The 17,481-nt window shown below is 41.1% G+C and carries 16 protein-coding genes, 1 tRNA gene and 2 pseudogenes; 12 read left to right on the top strand and 7 right to left on the bottom strand.

What is annotated here, in order from left to right; translation table 11 throughout:
• The first annotated feature begins 169 nt into the window (after window positions 1-169).
• Together cysE and ACU8V8_RS12780 are read left to right on the top strand one after the other, a co-directional pair.
• The gene (gene cysE, locus ACU8V8_RS12785) at window positions 170-985 is read left to right on the top strand and encodes a serine O-acetyltransferase (RefSeq protein ID WP_446887767.1); all 816 of its coding nucleotides are present in this window, start codon (window positions 170-172) and stop codon (window positions 983-985) included.
• 40 nt (window positions 986-1,025) lie between these two features.
• Window positions 1,026-1,682, top strand: coding sequence for a hypothetical protein (locus tag ACU8V8_RS12780; protein WP_446887766.1), 657 nt, complete (start codon window positions 1,026-1,028; stop codon window positions 1,680-1,682).
• A 28-nt stretch (window positions 1,683-1,710) separates the two neighbouring features.
• On the opposite strand, the gene xseA is transcribed toward ACU8V8_RS12780, so the two are convergent.
• On the bottom strand, window positions 1,711-3,045 hold the full coding sequence (gene xseA / locus ACU8V8_RS12775; RefSeq protein WP_446887765.1) for an exodeoxyribonuclease VII large subunit: 1,335 nt from the start codon (window positions 3,043-3,045) through the stop codon (window positions 1,711-1,713).
• A 135-nt stretch (window positions 3,046-3,180) separates the two neighbouring features.
• On the opposite strand from xseA, the gene guaB reads away from it, so the two are divergent.
• Window positions 3,181-4,650 carry an IMP dehydrogenase gene (gene guaB, locus ACU8V8_RS12770; protein ID WP_446887764.1) on the top strand — a complete coding sequence of 490 codons (1,470 nt, stop codon included), beginning with the start codon at window positions 3,181-3,183 and terminating at the stop codon, window positions 4,648-4,650.
• Window positions 4,651-4,750: 100 nt separating this feature from the next.
• Window positions 4,751-6,327, top strand: a pseudogene (gene guaA / locus ACU8V8_RS12765) (glutamine-hydrolyzing GMP synthase).
• 106 nt (window positions 6,328-6,433) lie between these two features.
• Here the strand turns inward: guaA and ACU8V8_RS12760 are convergent.
• The 4 genes from ACU8V8_RS12760 to ACU8V8_RS12745 all read right to left on the bottom strand — a co-directional run bounded on the left by ACU8V8_RS12760 (window position 6,434) and on the right by ACU8V8_RS12745 (window position 9,456).
• A complete protein-coding gene (locus ACU8V8_RS12760; protein WP_446887763.1) occupies window positions 6,434-6,592 on the bottom strand; it encodes a hypothetical protein in 159 nt (52 codons plus the stop codon).
• Between the two features lie 396 nt (window positions 6,593-6,988).
• Window positions 6,989-7,609 carry an MFS transporter gene (locus tag ACU8V8_RS12755; protein ID WP_446887762.1) on the bottom strand — a complete coding sequence of 207 codons (621 nt, stop codon included), beginning with the start codon at window positions 7,607-7,609 and terminating at the stop codon, window positions 6,989-6,991.
• Window positions 7,610-7,694: 85 nt separating this feature from the next.
• On the bottom strand, window positions 7,695-8,957 hold the full coding sequence (locus ACU8V8_RS12750) for an NAD(P)-binding domain-containing protein (RefSeq protein ID WP_446887761.1): 1,263 nt from the start codon (window positions 8,955-8,957) through the stop codon (window positions 7,695-7,697).
• 52 nt (window positions 8,958-9,009) lie between these two features.
• Window positions 9,010-9,456 carry a MarR family winged helix-turn-helix transcriptional regulator gene (locus ACU8V8_RS12745; RefSeq protein ID WP_446887760.1) on the bottom strand — a complete coding sequence of 149 codons (447 nt, stop codon included), beginning with the start codon at window positions 9,454-9,456 and terminating at the stop codon, window positions 9,010-9,012.
• Between the two features lie 393 nt (window positions 9,457-9,849).
• Between ACU8V8_RS12745 and ACU8V8_RS12740 the strand changes: the two genes are divergently transcribed.
• The 3 genes from ACU8V8_RS12740 to rimI all read left to right on the top strand — a co-directional run bounded on the left by ACU8V8_RS12740 (window position 9,850) and on the right by rimI (window position 10,779).
• Window positions 9,850-9,926: transfer RNA gene (locus ACU8V8_RS12740), tRNA-Trp, on the top strand.
• Between the two features lie 65 nt (window positions 9,927-9,991).
• Complete coding sequence (locus ACU8V8_RS12735) at window positions 9,992-10,321, top strand: hypothetical protein (protein ID WP_446887759.1); 330 nt, start codon at window positions 9,992-9,994, stop codon at window positions 10,319-10,321.
• A complete protein-coding gene (gene rimI, locus ACU8V8_RS12730) occupies window positions 10,318-10,779 on the top strand; it encodes a ribosomal protein S18-alanine N-acetyltransferase (RefSeq protein ID WP_446887758.1) in 462 nt (153 codons plus the stop codon). The genes ACU8V8_RS12735 and rimI overlap by 4 nt, the downstream gene beginning before the upstream one ends.
• Here rimI and ACU8V8_RS12725 read toward each other — a convergent pair.
• Window positions 10,768-13,448: pseudogene (locus ACU8V8_RS12725) on the bottom strand (ATP-binding protein). The gene rimI and the pseudogene ACU8V8_RS12725 sit on opposite strands and share 12 nt — an antisense overlap.
• Before the next feature lie 249 nt (window positions 13,449-13,697).
• On the bottom strand, window positions 13,698-14,081 hold the full coding sequence (locus ACU8V8_RS12720) for a DUF1842 domain-containing protein (RefSeq protein WP_446887757.1): 384 nt from the start codon (window positions 14,079-14,081) through the stop codon (window positions 13,698-13,700).
• A gap of 510 nt (window positions 14,082-14,591) precedes the next feature.
• Between ACU8V8_RS12720 and ACU8V8_RS12715 the strand changes: the two genes are divergently transcribed.
• The 5 genes from ACU8V8_RS12715 to ACU8V8_RS12695 all read left to right on the top strand — a co-directional run bounded on the left by ACU8V8_RS12715 (window position 14,592) and on the right by ACU8V8_RS12695 (window position 17,443).
• Entirely contained in the window at window positions 14,592-14,852 is a 261-nt protein-coding gene (locus ACU8V8_RS12715) for a hypothetical protein (protein WP_446887756.1), read from the top strand.
• A gap of 310 nt (window positions 14,853-15,162) precedes the next feature.
• Window positions 15,163-16,158: a fatty acid desaturase gene (locus ACU8V8_RS12710; RefSeq protein WP_446887755.1), complete on the top strand. Its 996-nt coding sequence runs from the start codon at window positions 15,163-15,165 to the stop codon at window positions 16,156-16,158.
• 83 nt (window positions 16,159-16,241) lie between these two features.
• Window positions 16,242-16,628 (top strand): VOC family protein, encoded by a 387-nt coding sequence (locus tag ACU8V8_RS12705; protein ID WP_446887754.1) that lies wholly within the window; start codon window positions 16,242-16,244, stop codon window positions 16,626-16,628.
• 43 nt (window positions 16,629-16,671) lie between these two features.
• A complete protein-coding gene (locus ACU8V8_RS12700) occupies window positions 16,672-16,923 on the top strand; it encodes a TIGR03643 family protein (RefSeq protein ID WP_256828241.1) in 252 nt (83 codons plus the stop codon).
• Window positions 16,924-17,026: 103 nt separating this feature from the next.
• On the top strand, window positions 17,027-17,443 hold the full coding sequence (locus ACU8V8_RS12695) for a GFA family protein (RefSeq protein WP_446887753.1): 417 nt from the start codon (window positions 17,027-17,029) through the stop codon (window positions 17,441-17,443).
• Window positions 17,444-17,481: the final 38 nt, after the last annotated feature.

Here is a 17,481-nt window from a genome sequence, read left to right as displayed (position 1 = left end):
TTCAGATAACTAAATACACATTAACTAAATGCCCCTTAAAGTAGGGGCATTTTTGTTTACGATTAGTTATAACTAATAACCAGAACAAATAATTACAGGGTTAACACATTTGCGATGAAATCCGTTAAACTGGCACAAAGCATATTTTGTATTAATTTAAGGTCGTCCTATGCGTCATGAAATTTGGCAACAGCTTCGTACTGAAGCAAATGAAGTTGTAACTCGCGAACCTCTCTTGGCAAGTCATGTTTATTCATGCATTTTAAACCATGAATGTTTAGGTTCGGCATTAAGCTTTATTGTTGCAAATAAATTGTCTGATGCCGTTGTATCTGCTTTTACAATTCGCGAATTGTTTGACCAAGCCTTTGTTGACTGCGATAGAATGCTCACTCATGTTGCTCATGATATAAAAGCGGTTAAAGATAGAGACCCTGCTGCCGATACATACCTGACTGTTATTTTAAATTTAAAGGGTTTTCATGCAATTCAAGCTCATAGACTTGCCCATTGCCTTTGGCGTCAAAACCGTAAAGAGCTCGCTCGATTTATTCAAAGCCGTACCTCAGAAGTATTTGGCGTTGATATCCATCCTGCTTGTAAAGTCGGTCATGGTATTATGTTTGACCATGCAACTGGCATAGTGATTGGTGAAACCGCTGTAATCGAAGATAATGTATCAATTTTGCAATCTGTGACCCTAGGTGGTACTGGTAACGAAAAAGGTGATCGTCACCCTAAAATTCGTGCAGGGGTATTGATTGGCGCTGGTGCAAAAGTACTCGGAAATATAGAAGTCGGCGAGGGCGCTAGAATTGGCGCCGGTTCAGTTGTGCTAAGCCCGGTACCGCCGCATACAACAGCCGTCGGCGTACCTGCTAAAATTGTAGGTAAACCAAATTGTCCCTGTCCAGCGCAAAGTATGAATCAAAACTTCTTAGAAGCTGAGCCCGAAAATGAATCGCACACTAGTGCCATGCTTTAAAAGTGCTATGTTATAAAACGTAGTAAAGGAATTACAAAGAATGATAAAAAATAGCCCATTGCCCCTATTGCTCGCTTTTATGGCGGGCGTAACCTTGACCTGTGGCTATTTTTTATTTACTGAGCCTACGTCTTCACAACAACACACTGATGTAGAGTTTATTCAAACACACCCTAAAGTATCTAGTGAGTTTGTTGAAGTAGCTCAAATAGACGTTTCGCCCACTGTGCAAGTAGAAAAGCAGCCTGATGATAGCGACCTTGATTCATCACATTCTAAAGAGCAATTACAGCAACAAGTAAAAGAGCTAAAGCAAGCGCTTGCTGTGCAAAAAGCCACAGTGAAAAGTTATCAAAAGCAACTGAGAGCCCCTTCTGATTTTGAACAAGTACTGCTTGATAGATTTGACGAGCAAACACGAGATGAAGAGTGGGCTTATCGAACAGAAACAGCCTTAAAAGATTTCTTAGTAACCGCTGATTTAGCCGTTGCACCAGAGCTTGTCAGTGCACAGTGCAAAACATCAGTGTGTAAGTTTGAATTAGTCGCGCCAGAAGATAACGATGCGTTTGACCATACTCAATGGCGAGAATTAAACGATAAGTTAGTAAAGCAAGAATTTTGGCAACAATTTAAAACCAGTACCTCTACATCGAGTGACGATGATTTTAAATTGTTACTCAGCACAGAGCAGTAAACTATAACTAAGGTTAACTATAGTTTATTTAGTTAACCTTAGACTCAATGCTGCCATCAACCAGTTCAGTAATTAGTACATCACCCGATTTAACACTCGCGACTGATTTAATCACCTTACCTTGTTTTGATTTAGTAATGCTATAACCGCGCGCGAGTACATTCAGTGGGCTGACTGAATCTAATCGGCCTGCTTGCATAGCAAGGTTGTTTTTAGCGCTACCAAGGCGTTGCTGTATAGCTTGTTGTAATCGCGCTTGTAGCTGTTGCAATTGATGATCCGCTTGCGAAAGCTTTCTATCGGGGGAGCGCTGTACTAAACGTGGCTTTAAATTAGCTAATCGGCGCTCTTGCTGATAAAGACGTTGATGCATAGCATTTTGTAATGCAAGGCTGAGCTCATCTAAGCGTTGTGCCTGCTGAGTTAACTGGTTTCGCGGGTGGCAAAGTGTGAGTTTGTGCTCAAGCTGCACAGCAAGCCTTCGTTTATTGGCCACTTGATGTTTAAATGCGTTAGCTAGTCGGTTAAGCATTTGCTGAACTTGGTTTGTTAACTCAGCACTATTTGGGCTGACTAGCTCGGCTGCGGCACTGGGGGTTGCAGCACGTATATCGGCAACATAATCACTGATTGTGGTGTCTATCTCGTGACCGACAGCACTGATAATTGGCAATCTACTTTCAAAAATAGCGTGAGCAAGCAGCTCATGATTAAAGCACCATAAATCTTCTAATGAGCCGCCGCCACGGCCAAGTATAAGTACATCGACTTCATTACGAATATTTGCCAGGGTAATTTTATCAATTAGCTGTAAATGAGCGTCTTTCCCTTGCACCATGGCGGGGTAAATAACGACTTCAAGTTGCGGTGCGCGGCGCTTGAGTACCGTTAAAATATCTTTGATTGCAGCCCCAGTGGCAGAGGTTACCACCCCCACTCGATGAACAACATTGGGTAAAGGTTTTTTATGTGCAGAGCTAAATAACCCTTGCGCTGCAAGGCGCATTTTTAATTCGTCAAACTCTTGCTTTAACTGGCCTTCACCCGCAGCTTCCATATGCTCTACAATTAACTGATAGTCGCCACGGGGTTCGTATAATGAGACTCGTGCTCGCACAGTAACTTGTGCGCCATTTTCAGGGCGATAGCGTTGTCCACGATTATTGCCACGCCACATCGCGGCTTTTACTTGAGCACGGTCATCTTTTAAAGTGAAATACCAGTGACCTGATGCGGGAGTTATAAAATTTGAGATTTCACCGGTTAAAATTAACGATGCAAACCCTTGCTCAAGCACAGTTCTTATTTCTCGATTTAGCCTAGATACGGTATAAATCGTTTGCTGCTTTGAAGTTATGGCCATAAAACGACTCTCAAAAACGCTGATGAGGGTATTTTATCATAAATATTTGCTAAATCTTATTTACTCATGCCAATAACGCTGATAAAATTTGGCCGCAATTCCTTATACAAGATCCACATGTGAGAAGTTGCCAAAATGCTTAGAATTGCTAAAGAAGCTCTTACCTTTGATGACGTACTTTTAGTACCAGGTCATTCTACTGTTTTGCCACACACGGCAAATATTTCAACTCGCTTAACGCGTGGTATCAATCTTAACTTGCCGCTAGTTTCAGCATCTATGGATACTGTAACAGAAGCTCGCTTAGCGATTGCGCTAGCGCAAGAGGGCGGTTTAGGTTTTATCCACAAAAACATGACGATTGAAGAACAAGCTAAAAACGTACGTAAAGTTAAAACGTACGAAGCTGGCATTGTTTCTTACCCTGTTACTGTTACTGCGGATTTAACGATTGCGGACGCAGTTGCTCTTTCTGAAGAAAAAGGTTTTTCAGGTTTTCCGGTAACGGATGCTGATAATGGCCTTGTTGGTATTGTTACCAGCCGTGATATGCGTTTCGAGACGAAACTTGAGCAACCAGTTTCAACTGTTATGACTAAAAAAGACAAGCTTGTTACCGTTAAAGAAGGCGCGGCACGCGAAGAAATCTTAGGCTTAATGCACGAACACCGTATCGAAAAAATCCTTGTTGTTGATGATGCCTTTAAGCTAAAAGGTATGATTACTGTAAAAGATTACCAAAAAGCACAAGACAAGCCTCACGCATGTAAAGACGAGCAAGGCCGTCTACGTGTAGGTGCTGCTGTTGGTGTTGGCGCGGGCACTGATGAGCGTATTGCTGCATTAGTTGAAGCCGGTGTAGATGTGTTACTAATTGATACTTCACACGGCCACTCTCAAGGTGTTATCGACCGCGTAGCGGCAACACGCCAAGCATTCCCTGATTTACAAATTGTTGCTGGTAACGTGGCTACAGCAGAAGGTGCTATTGCCCTTGCTGATGCGGGTGTTGATGCAGTTAAAGTAGGTATCGGCCCTGGTTCAATCTGTACTACACGTATTGTAACTGGTTGTGGCGTACCACAAATTACGGCTATTTCTGATGCTGTTGAAGGCCTAAAAGGTCGCGACATTCCAGTTATTGCCGATGGCGGTATTCGTTTCTCTGGCGATATTGTAAAAGCATTAGTCGCTGGTGCATCGTGTGTCATGGTTGGCTCTATGCTTGCGGGTACTGAAGAAGCCCCTGGTGAAGTTGAACTTTACCAAGGTCGCTACTATAAATCATACCGTGGTATGGGTAGCTTAGGTGCGATGGACCAAAAAGAAGGTTCATCAGACCGTTACTTCCAAAAATCAAACCAAGCTGACAAGCTAGTTCCTGAAGGTATTGAAGGTCGAGTGGCTTATAAAGGGCCAATCGCAACTATCATCCACCAACAAGTGGGCGGCCTGCGCAGTGCAATGGGCTTAACGGGTTGTGCAACCATTAATGAGCTAAACACTAAGCCACAGTTTGTACGTGTTACTTCGGCAGGTATGGGTGAATCACACGTTCATGACGTGCAAATCACTAAAGAAGCACCTAACTATCGCTTAGGCTAATAGCCATAAAATATTGAAATTACTGGGCCAGCATTTGCTGGCCCTTATTTATAGTCATTCAGGTTACCTGAATGCCAGTTCTTGACTAACGAGACCCTCAATGAGCAAAGACATTCACGATTCACGAATTCTTATTTTAGACTTTGGTTCGCAATACACGCAATTGATCGCCCGCCGTGTGCGAGAAATTGGTGTTTACTGTGAACTGTGGGCATGGGATGTAACGGAAGAGCAAATCCGTGAATTCAACCCACAAGGTATCATTCTTTCTGGTGGCCCTGAGTCAACAACCCTAGAAAACAGCCCGCGTGCTCCTGAGTATGTATTTAATGCTGGTGTGCCAGTGCTAGGTATTTGCTACGGTATGCAAACAATGGCAACGCAACTGGGTGGTCGTGTACACAGCTCTGACAAAAAGAGTTTGGCTACGCCCAAGTTGAAAAAGTAGGTGATTGTGCATTATTTGATGCGATTGAAGATCACATTACTGATGGCGGTAATGGCGTACTCGACGTATGGATGAGTCATGGTGATAAAGTAATGGAAATTCCAGATACGTTTACCACCACAGCTAAAACATCTACTTGTCCGCATGCGGCAATGTCTAACGAAGAAAAGCGTTTTTACGGCGTGCAATTCCACCCAGAAGTAACGCACACGCATCAAGGTCAGCGTTTATTAGAACGTTTTGCAATTGATATTTGTGGCTGTGAAAAACTGTGGACTCCAGCAAAAATCATTGATGATGCTATCGAGCGTATTAAAGAAACTGTTGGTGATGACGAAGTTATCTTAGGCTTGTCAGGCGGTGTAGATTCATCGGTTGTGGCGATGCTTATTCACCGCGCGATTGGCGAGCGTTTAACGTGTGTATTTGTTGATAACGGTTTACTTCGTTTAAACGAAGGTCAGCAAGTTATGGACATGTTTGGCAACAAGTTTGGCCTTAATATTGTTAAAGTTGATGCAGAAGATCAGTTCTTAGCGGATCTTGCTGGTAAGTCAGATCCTGAAGATAAGCGTAAAGCGATTGGTCACACCTTTATCAATGTATTTGATGAGCAAGCTAAAAAACTTAAAAATGCGAAGTGGTTAGGTCAAGGTACTATCTACCCAGACGTAATTGAATCGGCAGCGTCTGCGACAGGTAAAGCACATGTGATCAAGTCTCACCACAACGTGGGTGGCTTACCAGATGACATGAAGATGGGCTTAGTTGAACCTCTACGTGAATTATTTAAAGATGAAGTACGTAAAATTGGTTTAGAGCTAGGTTTACCGTACGACATGCTTTATCGCCACCCGTTCCCTGGGCCTGGTTTAGGTGTTCGTGTACTGGGTGAAATCAAAAAAGAATACTGTGATTTACTTCGCCGTGCTGATGCAATCTTCATTGAAGAACTACACAAAGCAGAGCTTTATCATAAAGTGAGCCAAGCGTTTACTGTATTCCTACCGGTTAAGTCGGTTGGTGTAATGGGCGATGCGCGTAAGTACGACTGGGTTGTAAGTCTACGTTGCGTTGAAACTATCGACTTTATGACCGCACGTTGGTCACATTTACCGTATGAGTTCTTAGGTGTGGTTTCAAACCGTATCATCAATGAAATCGACGGTATTTCTCGTGTTGTTTACGATATTTCAGGTAAACCACCGGCAACGATAGAGTGGGAATGATAGGTGCTGATAGCTAATACCTAGTAGTATTTATCAATAACAGTCTAAACCTTAAAGCCCAGCGTTCTCGCTGGGCTTTTGTTTGTGGGCTTGGGTAGGTTTGAAATTACCCTTGCCGACGTAGACTATGCATTGCCCAAAGGCCTATAACAGGCCCAGGGAGTAGCCACCATGTTACCCAAACTCCCTGAGATTGCCATAAGGTTGTTGTTAATGCAATTGATGGAATGGTCAAAGCAAAGCCTATGCTATTTATTATGGCCAAAATTGAACCTATTTGCTCTTTTGGGGCTGTTTCGGCAATTAGAGCTGATAACTGAGGGGAATCTGCAATTACAGTAATCCCCAGATTGCAAGTAATAAAAGCATAACTTCGGGCGGCCAAAAGGCAACCAACGGATAGATCAGGCAGATCAGTCCGGAGGACGCTATAGCCAAACGCGCTACTGGTAGACTGCCTATGCGTCGACTAAGCGTTCCTCCACCGATACAACCCAACAAGCCAAGCGCGACGATGGAAAATGACATTAAGGGAACAGAATAACTCTGAGCATCTAGGCGCATTATTTCGCGGGTCACCATAAATGGAATAAGTGTCCATAGCGCATAAAGCTCCCAACTGTGCCCAAAATAGCCGAATGCAACTGCGCGTAGGCGCCGTTCACGTATGGCTAAAAAACCCGTCACGTAACTTTGCTTTGCCGCTTGAAGGCGGTAGGTGCGGTCCATCACCTAAAATGAATATAGCTGTGCCGCCCAGCAATGCTAACCCAGAAGCGCTCACGATTGTCCACTCCCAAGGAAATTCTAGCGTCGCGCCACGCAGTAAATGAGGCAGAGCAGTGCCCATCGTTAACATACCTACTAGCCAGGCTAGAGCTGATCCTACATAGTTAGGTATCCAGCCAATTACTAGCTTCATACCTAAAGGGTATATACCAGCCAGACACAAACCTGTGAGAAACCTTAAGAGTAAAGCGTATGGCTGATAAGCAGCTACTAGAACAAAACTAGCATTAGCCATCGCGCCAACTAGACAGGAAACTGCAAAAATATGATTGGCAGGTAATTTATCTGCTAGACCTGTTGTGGCAATAATTAACGTGCCAGAGATAAAACCCATCTGAACGGTTAGAGTCAACCAGCCAAGGTCAGTTTCGCTTAATCCAATATCGTTGATAAGAGCTAAGCCAGCCCCATTTATGGAGAACCAAAGTGAAGTGCCACATAATTGTGCAAGCACAATAATAAATAGAGGGTGACGTTGAATTAAATTTTGCATTTCACTCCACTTTGTTCAATGTAATTGATCAACCCTCTGATTAAAGCTATTTTTAGTAAAATAACGCGATCAGAGGGAAGGGGGGCTATTGTGAGCAATTTCGATTGACTGATAAAAGGTCACAAGCAGTAGCATCATCGGCAGTCTGAACATCACTTTCTGTTTTTCCTGCAAGAGCAGATGCGACAGATTTAACCTGTTTATAGCCTGTTCTTAGCAAAAACGTCGGGGCACGTCCGTAGCTTTTAATTCCCACTATATATAGACCGCTCTCAGGGTGTGAAAGCTCAGCAGCACCATGTTCAGGGACCGAACCACAAGTATGAAGGTTTGGATCAATGAGTGGCCCAAGAGCTGCTGGACTTTGGGTCGCAGAATCTAGAGAAGTGCGCAACTCAGACATTACATCTAGATCTGGCCTGAATCCTGTTGCTGCAATTATCTGATCTACAGGAGGCAATTGACCAGAACGGTTTTGTAAGATTAATTTACCGTTTTCATAATTCATGCTTTCAATGGCTATATTGGTAAATACTTCGATCTTCCCCTCATCTAGTAGCTTTTGAATGTGCATTTCAAGTCGCCTGCGTTCTTGTAACTCATCATTTTCAGGTGAACGAACGATGTTGTTGGCGGAGGAACCACGTATCCCCCATAAAACACGCATACCATCAGATTGTTCAGAAAGTTTGACTAAATCCTGCAATGCATTAAATGCTGAATGGCCGCCACCTACGACAAGTACAGTCCGGCCGACGTATTGTTTACGGGCAGGACCTAAAATATCAGGCACGCCGTATATAATAGATTGTGAAGCTGCAAGTTCACCAAGAGCGGGAATACCGTGAGCGCCCAGCCAGTTGGGTGTTTGATAGGTGCCAGACGCATCGATTACAGCTTGAACAAGAATATCGCTTTGACCTTCAGAGTTGGAGGTACGTACTACGAAAGGCGCGTTTTTCCGGCCTTCATTTCGAAGAATATCGTGATATTGACGGCTGACGTTTTCAACGCGAGTATTTAAATGCAGGTGTGGAGTAATCGCTTCGTGGGACGCTAAAGGGATTACATAGCGCTTAAGTAATTCTTGTCCAGTTGGGAATTCGCTTAGAACTGGCTCGATCCAGTCCGTTTTTTTGAGAAGAGAAATAGCAATAGGATCCATATTGTATAACCAAGGGGAGAACATACGCACATGGCCCCATTTTGCTAAGTTAGAGCCAACACTACTGCCTGATTCAAAAACAATAGGAGTGAGCCCCATATCAATTAAGTTAACTGCTGCACTTAAGCCAACGGGGCCAGCGCCAATGATGGCAATGGGTAAATTTTTAACATTATATGTCATAGATAAGCCTCTGATTTCGTTGTTACTAACAACAATTTAGTTAAAAAATAGCTTACGAGCCTAGTCGGGCTCGTGCCGCTGCGGTAAGTTTTCCTAGTAAAACAAGAGCTGCATCAACAACTTCAGGAGAGATATCCGCTATCATTGATGCCTCTTCGTCGATCAAGGTTTTACGTATGGTTGTATATAACTCATGACCTTCAGAACTCAGTGAAATCTGAACAGCACGTTGGTCAAGTGGATCCAATGTTTTTAACGCATAGCCCTTGCGAATTAATGCATCAACTACACGACTTGTCGTGCTTTTATCGAGACACATCTCATCTGCTAAACTTTTAAGCCTCAGAGGGCCAAGTTTTACAAGTGTTTCCAGTGCGTAGCACTGAGCGACCGATACATTGTGACAGCATATACTTTCACGATCTCGGAACTGATGTACGCGGATCAGTTGGTTAACTGCTTCGTAAAGCGCTTCTGCGCGTTTAGATTTTGAGTTCATCTATAGGGTACACTGATTTAGGTTGTTACTGACAACTATATTCCAAAGGTTTATTTTCTGCAAGCCCAATGGGCAGCTCAATTGTAAATGAATCTAAAATGGTGACTAGGACTGGTGACCACGCCATACTGAGCAATAGTAATATTATATAAAGTCGGTTGATAACGAAAACTGGTATCAACTATTAATACTTTCATAAGGTTTTGTTATATATGCCTCTTTTTTGATTACATGTTAGAGAAGGGTAGCCTGTATGCGGTTTTTCAAATTAACTTTAAAATCACGTTCTAGCATGATAATTCACCGTTTTGATTATTAAAAAAGCAAACAAATTAAAAAAGTGATTTTTTTCTTTACCTTTAGCGAAAGGTCTCTATAATTCGTCGTCATTGCAGGGGCGTAGTTCCAATTGGTAGAACAGCGGTCTCCAAAACCGACGGTTGGGAGTTCGAATCTCTCCGCCCCTGCCATTTCTTCTTTACATCGTTTTTATTACTTCTTATATTGTTCCAGAGTTTAAATTTACTGAGTTGTTATGCATCCACGTTACGCAGCTATTTTTGGTATAGAAAACCTCGAACTAAACCAGCACTTTCGCAGTGATACTACTCAATATGATAGTGTGGATACTCATCTTGAACCGTCAGCCGAAAAAAAGCCTACTATAGAGTCGCAAAGTCACATACTTGAACTTAATGCTGTGTTGTTAGCCGATCTAAACCGGGCCGTTGCGCCACATACTATTAATCATGTGCTCCAAGCACAGAGCATAAATTGGCTTAACGACACGTTGAGCTTACCCTCGGCACACCTTGAGCCTGAGCATAAACGCGCGCTGTGGGCGCTGATGAGTAAAAACATATGATAACCTATAACAGTGTTACTGAGTCTTCAATTGACGCATTAATGGGCATTGAAAATGCTTGTCACAGTCATCCGTGGACAGTTAACACGATGCAATCTTGTCTGGCAGGACGGTATTTTAATCTGGCTGCATTTAACGATGATCGCATGGTGGGGTTTTATATTGGTGAAAAAGCAGGCCCTGACTTTACATTAATGGATATTTGCGTTGCGCCAGATTTTCAGGGGCAAGGTATTGCAAAGCAGCTACTCGCTCAGTTTATTGCCTTTGGTGAACAACATAATGCAGAAAACCTCTTTTTAGAAGTACGTGAAACCAACGTACGTGCAATTAAACTGTATGAGCTTGCTGGCTTTAGCGAAATGTCAGTACGCAAGAACTACTACCCCAGTGACTGCCCTAATAAAAATGGCTTTGAAGACGCCATTTTGATGGGCATGACTTTATTATTTGGGTAATGGCTCTTGGCTTTGGGTGTATTTTATTGCTTCAATCAAACTCAAGGCTAAGTAATCTCGACGGTTTTTATCGTTTTTGCGACCACGTAAATTATCTTCAAGTGCCGCCGCTGCTAGATGAATGTTAGTAAAACCAAAGCATCCTGCGCTACCTTTTAAATTATGCGCTAGTGCTCTTAATTCTTCCCACTCACCAGCATGATATAACTTGTTCACTTGCGCTAAATACTCAGGTAATTTGGAGCGATAGTTTTCATTTATTTGCTGGAATTTTTCACTATTAAGTAATGTATCCCATTTGTTTTGGCTGTCTTTTTCTATATGTAGATACCTTACTAAAACGTTCTCAAGGGCATCTTTATCTATAGGCTTAGCTAAGGCTTCGTTACACCCTGCATTAAGGTATGTATCTACATCATGTTTCATAACATTGGCAGTAAGTGCAATGATAGGGCCATCGTAGGCAGCATGACGAAGCATTTGTGTTGCCTCTAAGCCACCCATAACCGGCATTTGCATGTCCATGATAATGACCTGATAATCGTTCACTAAAGCCATTTCTACCGCTTCAGCCCCGTTATTAGCAATATCAGGTTCAAGGCCCCATGTTTGTAGTAGTAACGTAATTAATACTTGGTTATCAGGGTTATCTTCAGCAACTAAGATATTGGCATCAAAACTATTGGCTGCAAATGAAAGTTGCTCGTCTTTCACTGGGGTTAACTGACTTAACTCGGTAAGCATCAGGGTGGGTTCATTGTTCTCAGTCTCTAAGTTAGAGGCTATTTTTACCCTAAAGCAGCTACCTTCACCGGGGGCGCTTTTTACGTATACATCACCGCCAAGTAATTGCGCCAAGTTTTTTGAAATACATAGCCCCAGTCCTGTACCGCCAAAACGTCGGGTGGTTGTTGTATCGGCTTGTTCAAATGGTTTGAAGACTCGTTCAATCTCGTGCTCAGACATGCCAATGCCGCTATCTTGGATAGCAAACTCCATGAGCTGCGATTCAGTATCAAAGGTTATATCTAACGAGAGTAAACCTCGCTCAGTAAATTTAACTGCATTACTGGCAATATTAATGAGGATTTGTTTTAGCCTAGTCGCATCTGAGTTGATTATTTTTGGTAATGGTAAATGAAAATTTATATCACATTTGAGATTTTTTCTTGTGATAAAGGGCGAATAATCGAATCAATATCATGCACCAGTTGCACTATATCAAGGGGTTCCTTTTCAATGGCTAACTTTTCGGCTTCAATTTTTGATAAATCTAAAATATTATTAATAAGTTCTAATAAGTGCTTGGAGTTACGCAAAATAGTGGTTAAGTGTAGCTCATCACTCGCTGCTTTTTTATTGTGTATTAACTGCTCGGTAAAGCCCATGATAGCAGTGAGCGGAGTGCGAATTTCATGGCTCATATTCGCTAAAAAGCGGCTTTTTAACTGATTTGCTTGTTCAGCTTGTGCAATAGCTGACTCTAGCTGGCTATTCATGGTTTCGAGTGCTTTTGTCCGACTTTCTACTTTATCTTCAAGGTGATGCTTATATTCCTCTAATTCATCTTGGTAGTGCCGTATTTGGTTCACCATGTGATTAAAGTCATTAAATAAAACACCCACTTCGTCATTATTATGGGCAGGTAAATACACTGATAAATCACCATCACCAACGCGATGACTCGCCGCACCTAAAAGTTCAATCGGGTTCAATAATAAGTTACGCACAACAATAAAAATCAACATCGGCAGGGTGATAACAGAAATGATAACTATCAGGGCAGTAATCAAACTTATTGCTTTACCTGATTGATATAACAAGGCTTTAGGAATAGTTGAAACATAATAATAGCCGCCGCTCATTTGCACGGCATAAATCATCCGCTCAATCTTGTCTATGCTGGATAGCTCAATGGTTGAAAGTTTGCCTAAATCAGCCAAGTTGTGAATTTGTTTGAGCTCATACTCACTAATGTATTGGCCTCGTTTATCGTAATCTGAGCTAAATAAGATCTTACCGTCTTCGGTTAACAAGAGGTTCAGAGTATTGTTATAGGGTGATTCTAAAATACTGGTGTTTAAAATTGATGGCTCAACATGCAATATAATAAATCCTAACTGCTGCGGGCGTTTTAAATAATAATCAGCGCTATAAATTCGTTGTATAAAGTAAAGGCTGGTGGTGCCGTCACTCTTTTGCACCATGAATTGTTGCTGACGTAAATTACTTTGCAATACACGAGAAAAGAAAGGGTATTGAGTAGGCGCTGTGTTTAAGTTACTCGAGTAGTAAGCATTGCTTCTGCCGCTTGGAGAGACTAAGTTGACACTAATAATATCTGGGTAAGCTTCGGAGTAACTGGCAAATACATCCATTAAAGCACCAAGTCGACGAGTATAATTTCCACTATCACGAAGATCGTCTGCTAAAAAATCACTTAATACCGGCGAGGTGGATAAAAGCTTGGTAGTAGAGTGAAATGAGTCAATGTAATTAAATACTTTTTGTTGTTGTTGCTCTACAAAGCGACTAACAATTAATTCAGCTTGTTTTTGTGTAGAGCTTGTTACATTGGTAAGCGTAAAACCACCTAAAAATAATAGCGGTAAAATCACTAAAGGAGTGATATACCATAATAATCTGATACTTAGCTTACTAGTTTTCATTTTGTAGGCAGGATCCTTTGCAATCTATTCATAATTATTATGGTTATTTGCAAATTCGAGTTAATGAATTTTTCACTATAATACACTTAGAAACGACTAGAAGTCACTTTTGTCACTTGCTAGTTTGAAACGTCAACGAAAACTAACGCAAATAACTTACTGCATGAAGGTTTTAGATATAGAGGCTGTTAATGGAGGTTATCGGTACTAGGGGAGGGCAGTACCGATACTAATCTATAATAGGATTGGTTAGTCGATTAGACTTACATGGCACTGATAGGTGTTATCACCAACAGAAAAACTGCCTTTACCACTCCAATTATTATCTACTGCAAAACTTGCCGTAAAAGGTGACTGATAGCTACCAATTGCAGGCGGTGGGAAAGACACAATAGCTTGGCCTGTCAAAGCACCGACTTTCGTGACATCATTATAACCTGTTGCATGCATATGGCCTGTTGCACTCGATGTAAATTGTGGCGCATGTTGTGTACCTTCTTGGATACTGCCATTTGCACGACCATTGAGTGCCCCTGTCTTTGCATCCACAGAAAATTGAATTTCCATAGAACCACCGCCAACAACACCCGATTGGAATTGTAATTTTACTAGATATAAGCTTTCATCAGACATTTTATTCTTCCTTTTATTAAGTGCCGCACACCATTGTGCGGGCATTCATTAATTGAAGAAAGTGTAGGGCGGTAGCCAAAAAATACATATTACAGGGTATTACAAGCAAGGATCTTCAAATAATGCTCGCAAAGTTAGACAATACAAATAAGGCACTCGCAAAGCATATTTACACCACTTTTCAGCGTTCTTATAAAATAGAAGCCGAGTTAATAGGTGCGCTTAACTTTCCGCCTTTACCGCGACAGTTACTGATATACAAAATTCGCAAACGCTTTTTTATGGATTTATTAATAAGGGAGCCTTTATCACTTTAAATAAGCCACTTAAACACCTGTAATCCACGCTATAAGTCCAATTAAAGCAACAGCAAATCCTCTTTTTATATTTTACGTAAAGTCTAAGTAACCGATTGAATCAAAATAGGAACTCGGCTATGGTTAATGCATCAATAAAAATAAATTAAAAACGAGTTAATCCACAGGCTCGTTATGTGTCAAAAGGATATTTATGAATCAAGCACTTATAATTAACGGACTCCTCTTGGTTGCAGGTCTTTTCTTCTTATCTAGGAATTTGTTGTTACTAGCGAATGAATCACGTTTAAAGAGTTACTTAGAAACAAGCCCTAAAGGCATTGCGTGGGTTCAGAAATATGGAATGGAAAAAGCTATACAACATTCCAAGCAAACTTTAATCCCTATTGGCTGCATCGTTGGCTTGGCATTGTTAGGCATTGGTTCATATAACTTATTTCGTATGTTGTGGTAGTGTTAAGCAAATAGCTTATGATATATGCAATTAAGTAGCGATAAACAGTAATCCTTATGTTACAAGGGCGGCATTTACTTATTGCCCTCTAAAGCGCAGCGCTTCTCCACCTCTTTGTGAATAATTCACTTAATTTTTTGCACAAAGAGAAGCAAATGAGAAATAAATGAGGACGAACTTGAAAGCTAATATCCATAAGAAACATCTTGACTTAAACTAACCACACTTTTATTTGCTCGTTTCTCTCGCTATAGCAGCTTTTTATTTATTCGGGTATGATCTGCGCAACTTTGATTATCAGTTGCTATTTATGAACACGTTAAGTGCCAAAGAAAATATTCAAGCTATTGTGAAGACGATTAAAGCGGAAGAAGCAAGGCTTCGCCAAAAACACCCGCTGTTAGCCCATCAAAACACCTTAGGAATGGTGATTCTTTTACTTTCTCTTGCAGCGTTAATTGGCGTTGGTACGCTTTATTACTTCGCTATTATTCCCGCTTGGTTGTGTATTATTTTAGCGGCAATTGCTGCGTCAATTTCCCATGAATTAGAACACGATCTTATTCATAAACAATATTTTAGTAATCAGCCTTTTTTACATAACTTTATGATGCTCACCGTTTGGTTGATGCGACCAAACACTATTAGTCCATGGTATCGCCGCAAGATGCATTTACATCATCATAAAACCTCGGGCACTGAACAAGATCTTGAAGAGCGTTTAGTCGGCAACGGCATTAAAAATCCTTTTTTACGCGCATTAGTAATTGTTGATGGCTTGCTTGGTTTACTCATTAACACAAAGCGTTTTAGCAAAGAAATTAAAGACTTTAGCTTTTTTAAAGTATTTAATGCTGGGTTCCCAGTAACTACTGCGTATTTTGCAGTTTTATACTCCGTTATTATTTTTCACTTAGTTAATCTATTTGTACCACTTGAAGCTAACTCACCGGTTTTACTATTAGATGTGATGACGGTGTTTGAGTTTTTAATGGTGGTGTTAATTGTGCCCAATATTGTGCGCTCAAGCTCGCTAAATTTTGTGACTTCATCAATGCATTACTACGGTGGCGTGAACAATATGCTGGAGCAAACCCATGTAATAACCAGCCGCTTATTTGCGCCGTTTAATTTGTTTTGCTTTAACTTTGGCCATACCCATACAATTCATCACTTTGTGCCGAATCAGCCATTTTATTTGCGCCAGATGATTAGTAAGAAAGTGCTTGAGGTAATGCAAAAACACGGTGTTCGCTTTAATGATTTTGCTAGTATTAAACAGGCAAACCGCTATCAATCTTCTTAATACCTATGTAATAATTATTCATTGACCTCAAGTTTGGTTAAGGTTTTAAAGTCGTTATCTAACTCACTATTTAGGTAACGACTATGAACCTTAATCAAATCACTTTACCTGTCTCTGACATCGAAAAAGCAAATCAATTTTACTTGACTATGGGCTTTACACAAATTGTAAAAACGGATCATTACTCACGTTTTGAATGCGCTAATAAAGCCACGTTTTCATTAGTACTTGCTGATAATGCTGTAACTAATAGTGCCGTTATCTACTTTGAATGTGATGATTTAAACCAGTGGGTAAAATCTCTAAAAGCCAAAGGTATTAAATTTGATACTGAGATTATTGAACAGCGCTATTTATGGCATGAGGCTAAACTGACAGACCCATCAGGAAACAAGATCAAGTTGTATTGGGCGGGTGAAAATAGATTAAACCCGCCATGGCGAGTAGATATAAGCGCTGAACTAGAGTGAGCTAAATTGACAATACGCACGTATAAAAAAGTTTTGGTGATTAATGCAGTTTAATGATAGTGATACATCACGAATAATTGAAATGGCGTGGGAGGACCGCACGCCATTTGAGGCCATAGAACATCTTTATGGATTAAATTACTCCCAGCTAGTTAATTTTATGCGAAGTAATGTATCTGTAGGCTCATTTAAAGTTTGGCGTAAACGCCATACAGGACGAATAACAAAACATCTCAAATTACGTGATCCCGCCGTTGGGCGAAGTCACTGTAAGACGCAATATAAAAATCGTTAATCCGGTCTAATTTATTTGTTGCTAAAATGCAGTATTGCTGTGTTTTTGGCAATTTTTAACGTAGAGTTTTAAACATTAAAAAATAAATTATTTAAGGATTATTATGCAAATCACAGGGCGTTGTCATTGTGGGGAAGTAACTTACACTGCAGAGGTAGATGAAACTAAAGTAATAAACTGTCATTGTACAGATTGCCAAATCATGGCTAGTGCGCCTTTTCGTACGGTAGTGATGTCGCAGCCTAATAGAGTAACTTTTACCGCTGCTGCACCTAAAGAATATATAAAAACTGCACAGAGCGGCAATAAACGTGCACAGGGTTTTTGTGGCAATTGTGGTACGTCGTTATATGCAACTTCAGTCGGTGAGGGCGATAAAGTGTATGGCTTACGTATGGGCGCAGTCGAGCAGCGCGAGCAACTAATCCCTAAAGCGCAAATATGGTGTCGTTCGAGCCCCTCTTGGTTGAAAGAGTTAAATGCAATTAAGGGTTTTGAAACAGTCCCGCCAAATAAATAATTGAAAGAAAACTAGTCGTTTCGCTGTCTACTTAAAAG

The sequence above is a fragment of the Pseudoalteromonas sp. SaAl2 genome (assembly GCF_052947895.1).
This window is presented reverse-complemented; position numbering and strand designations above follow the sequence as displayed.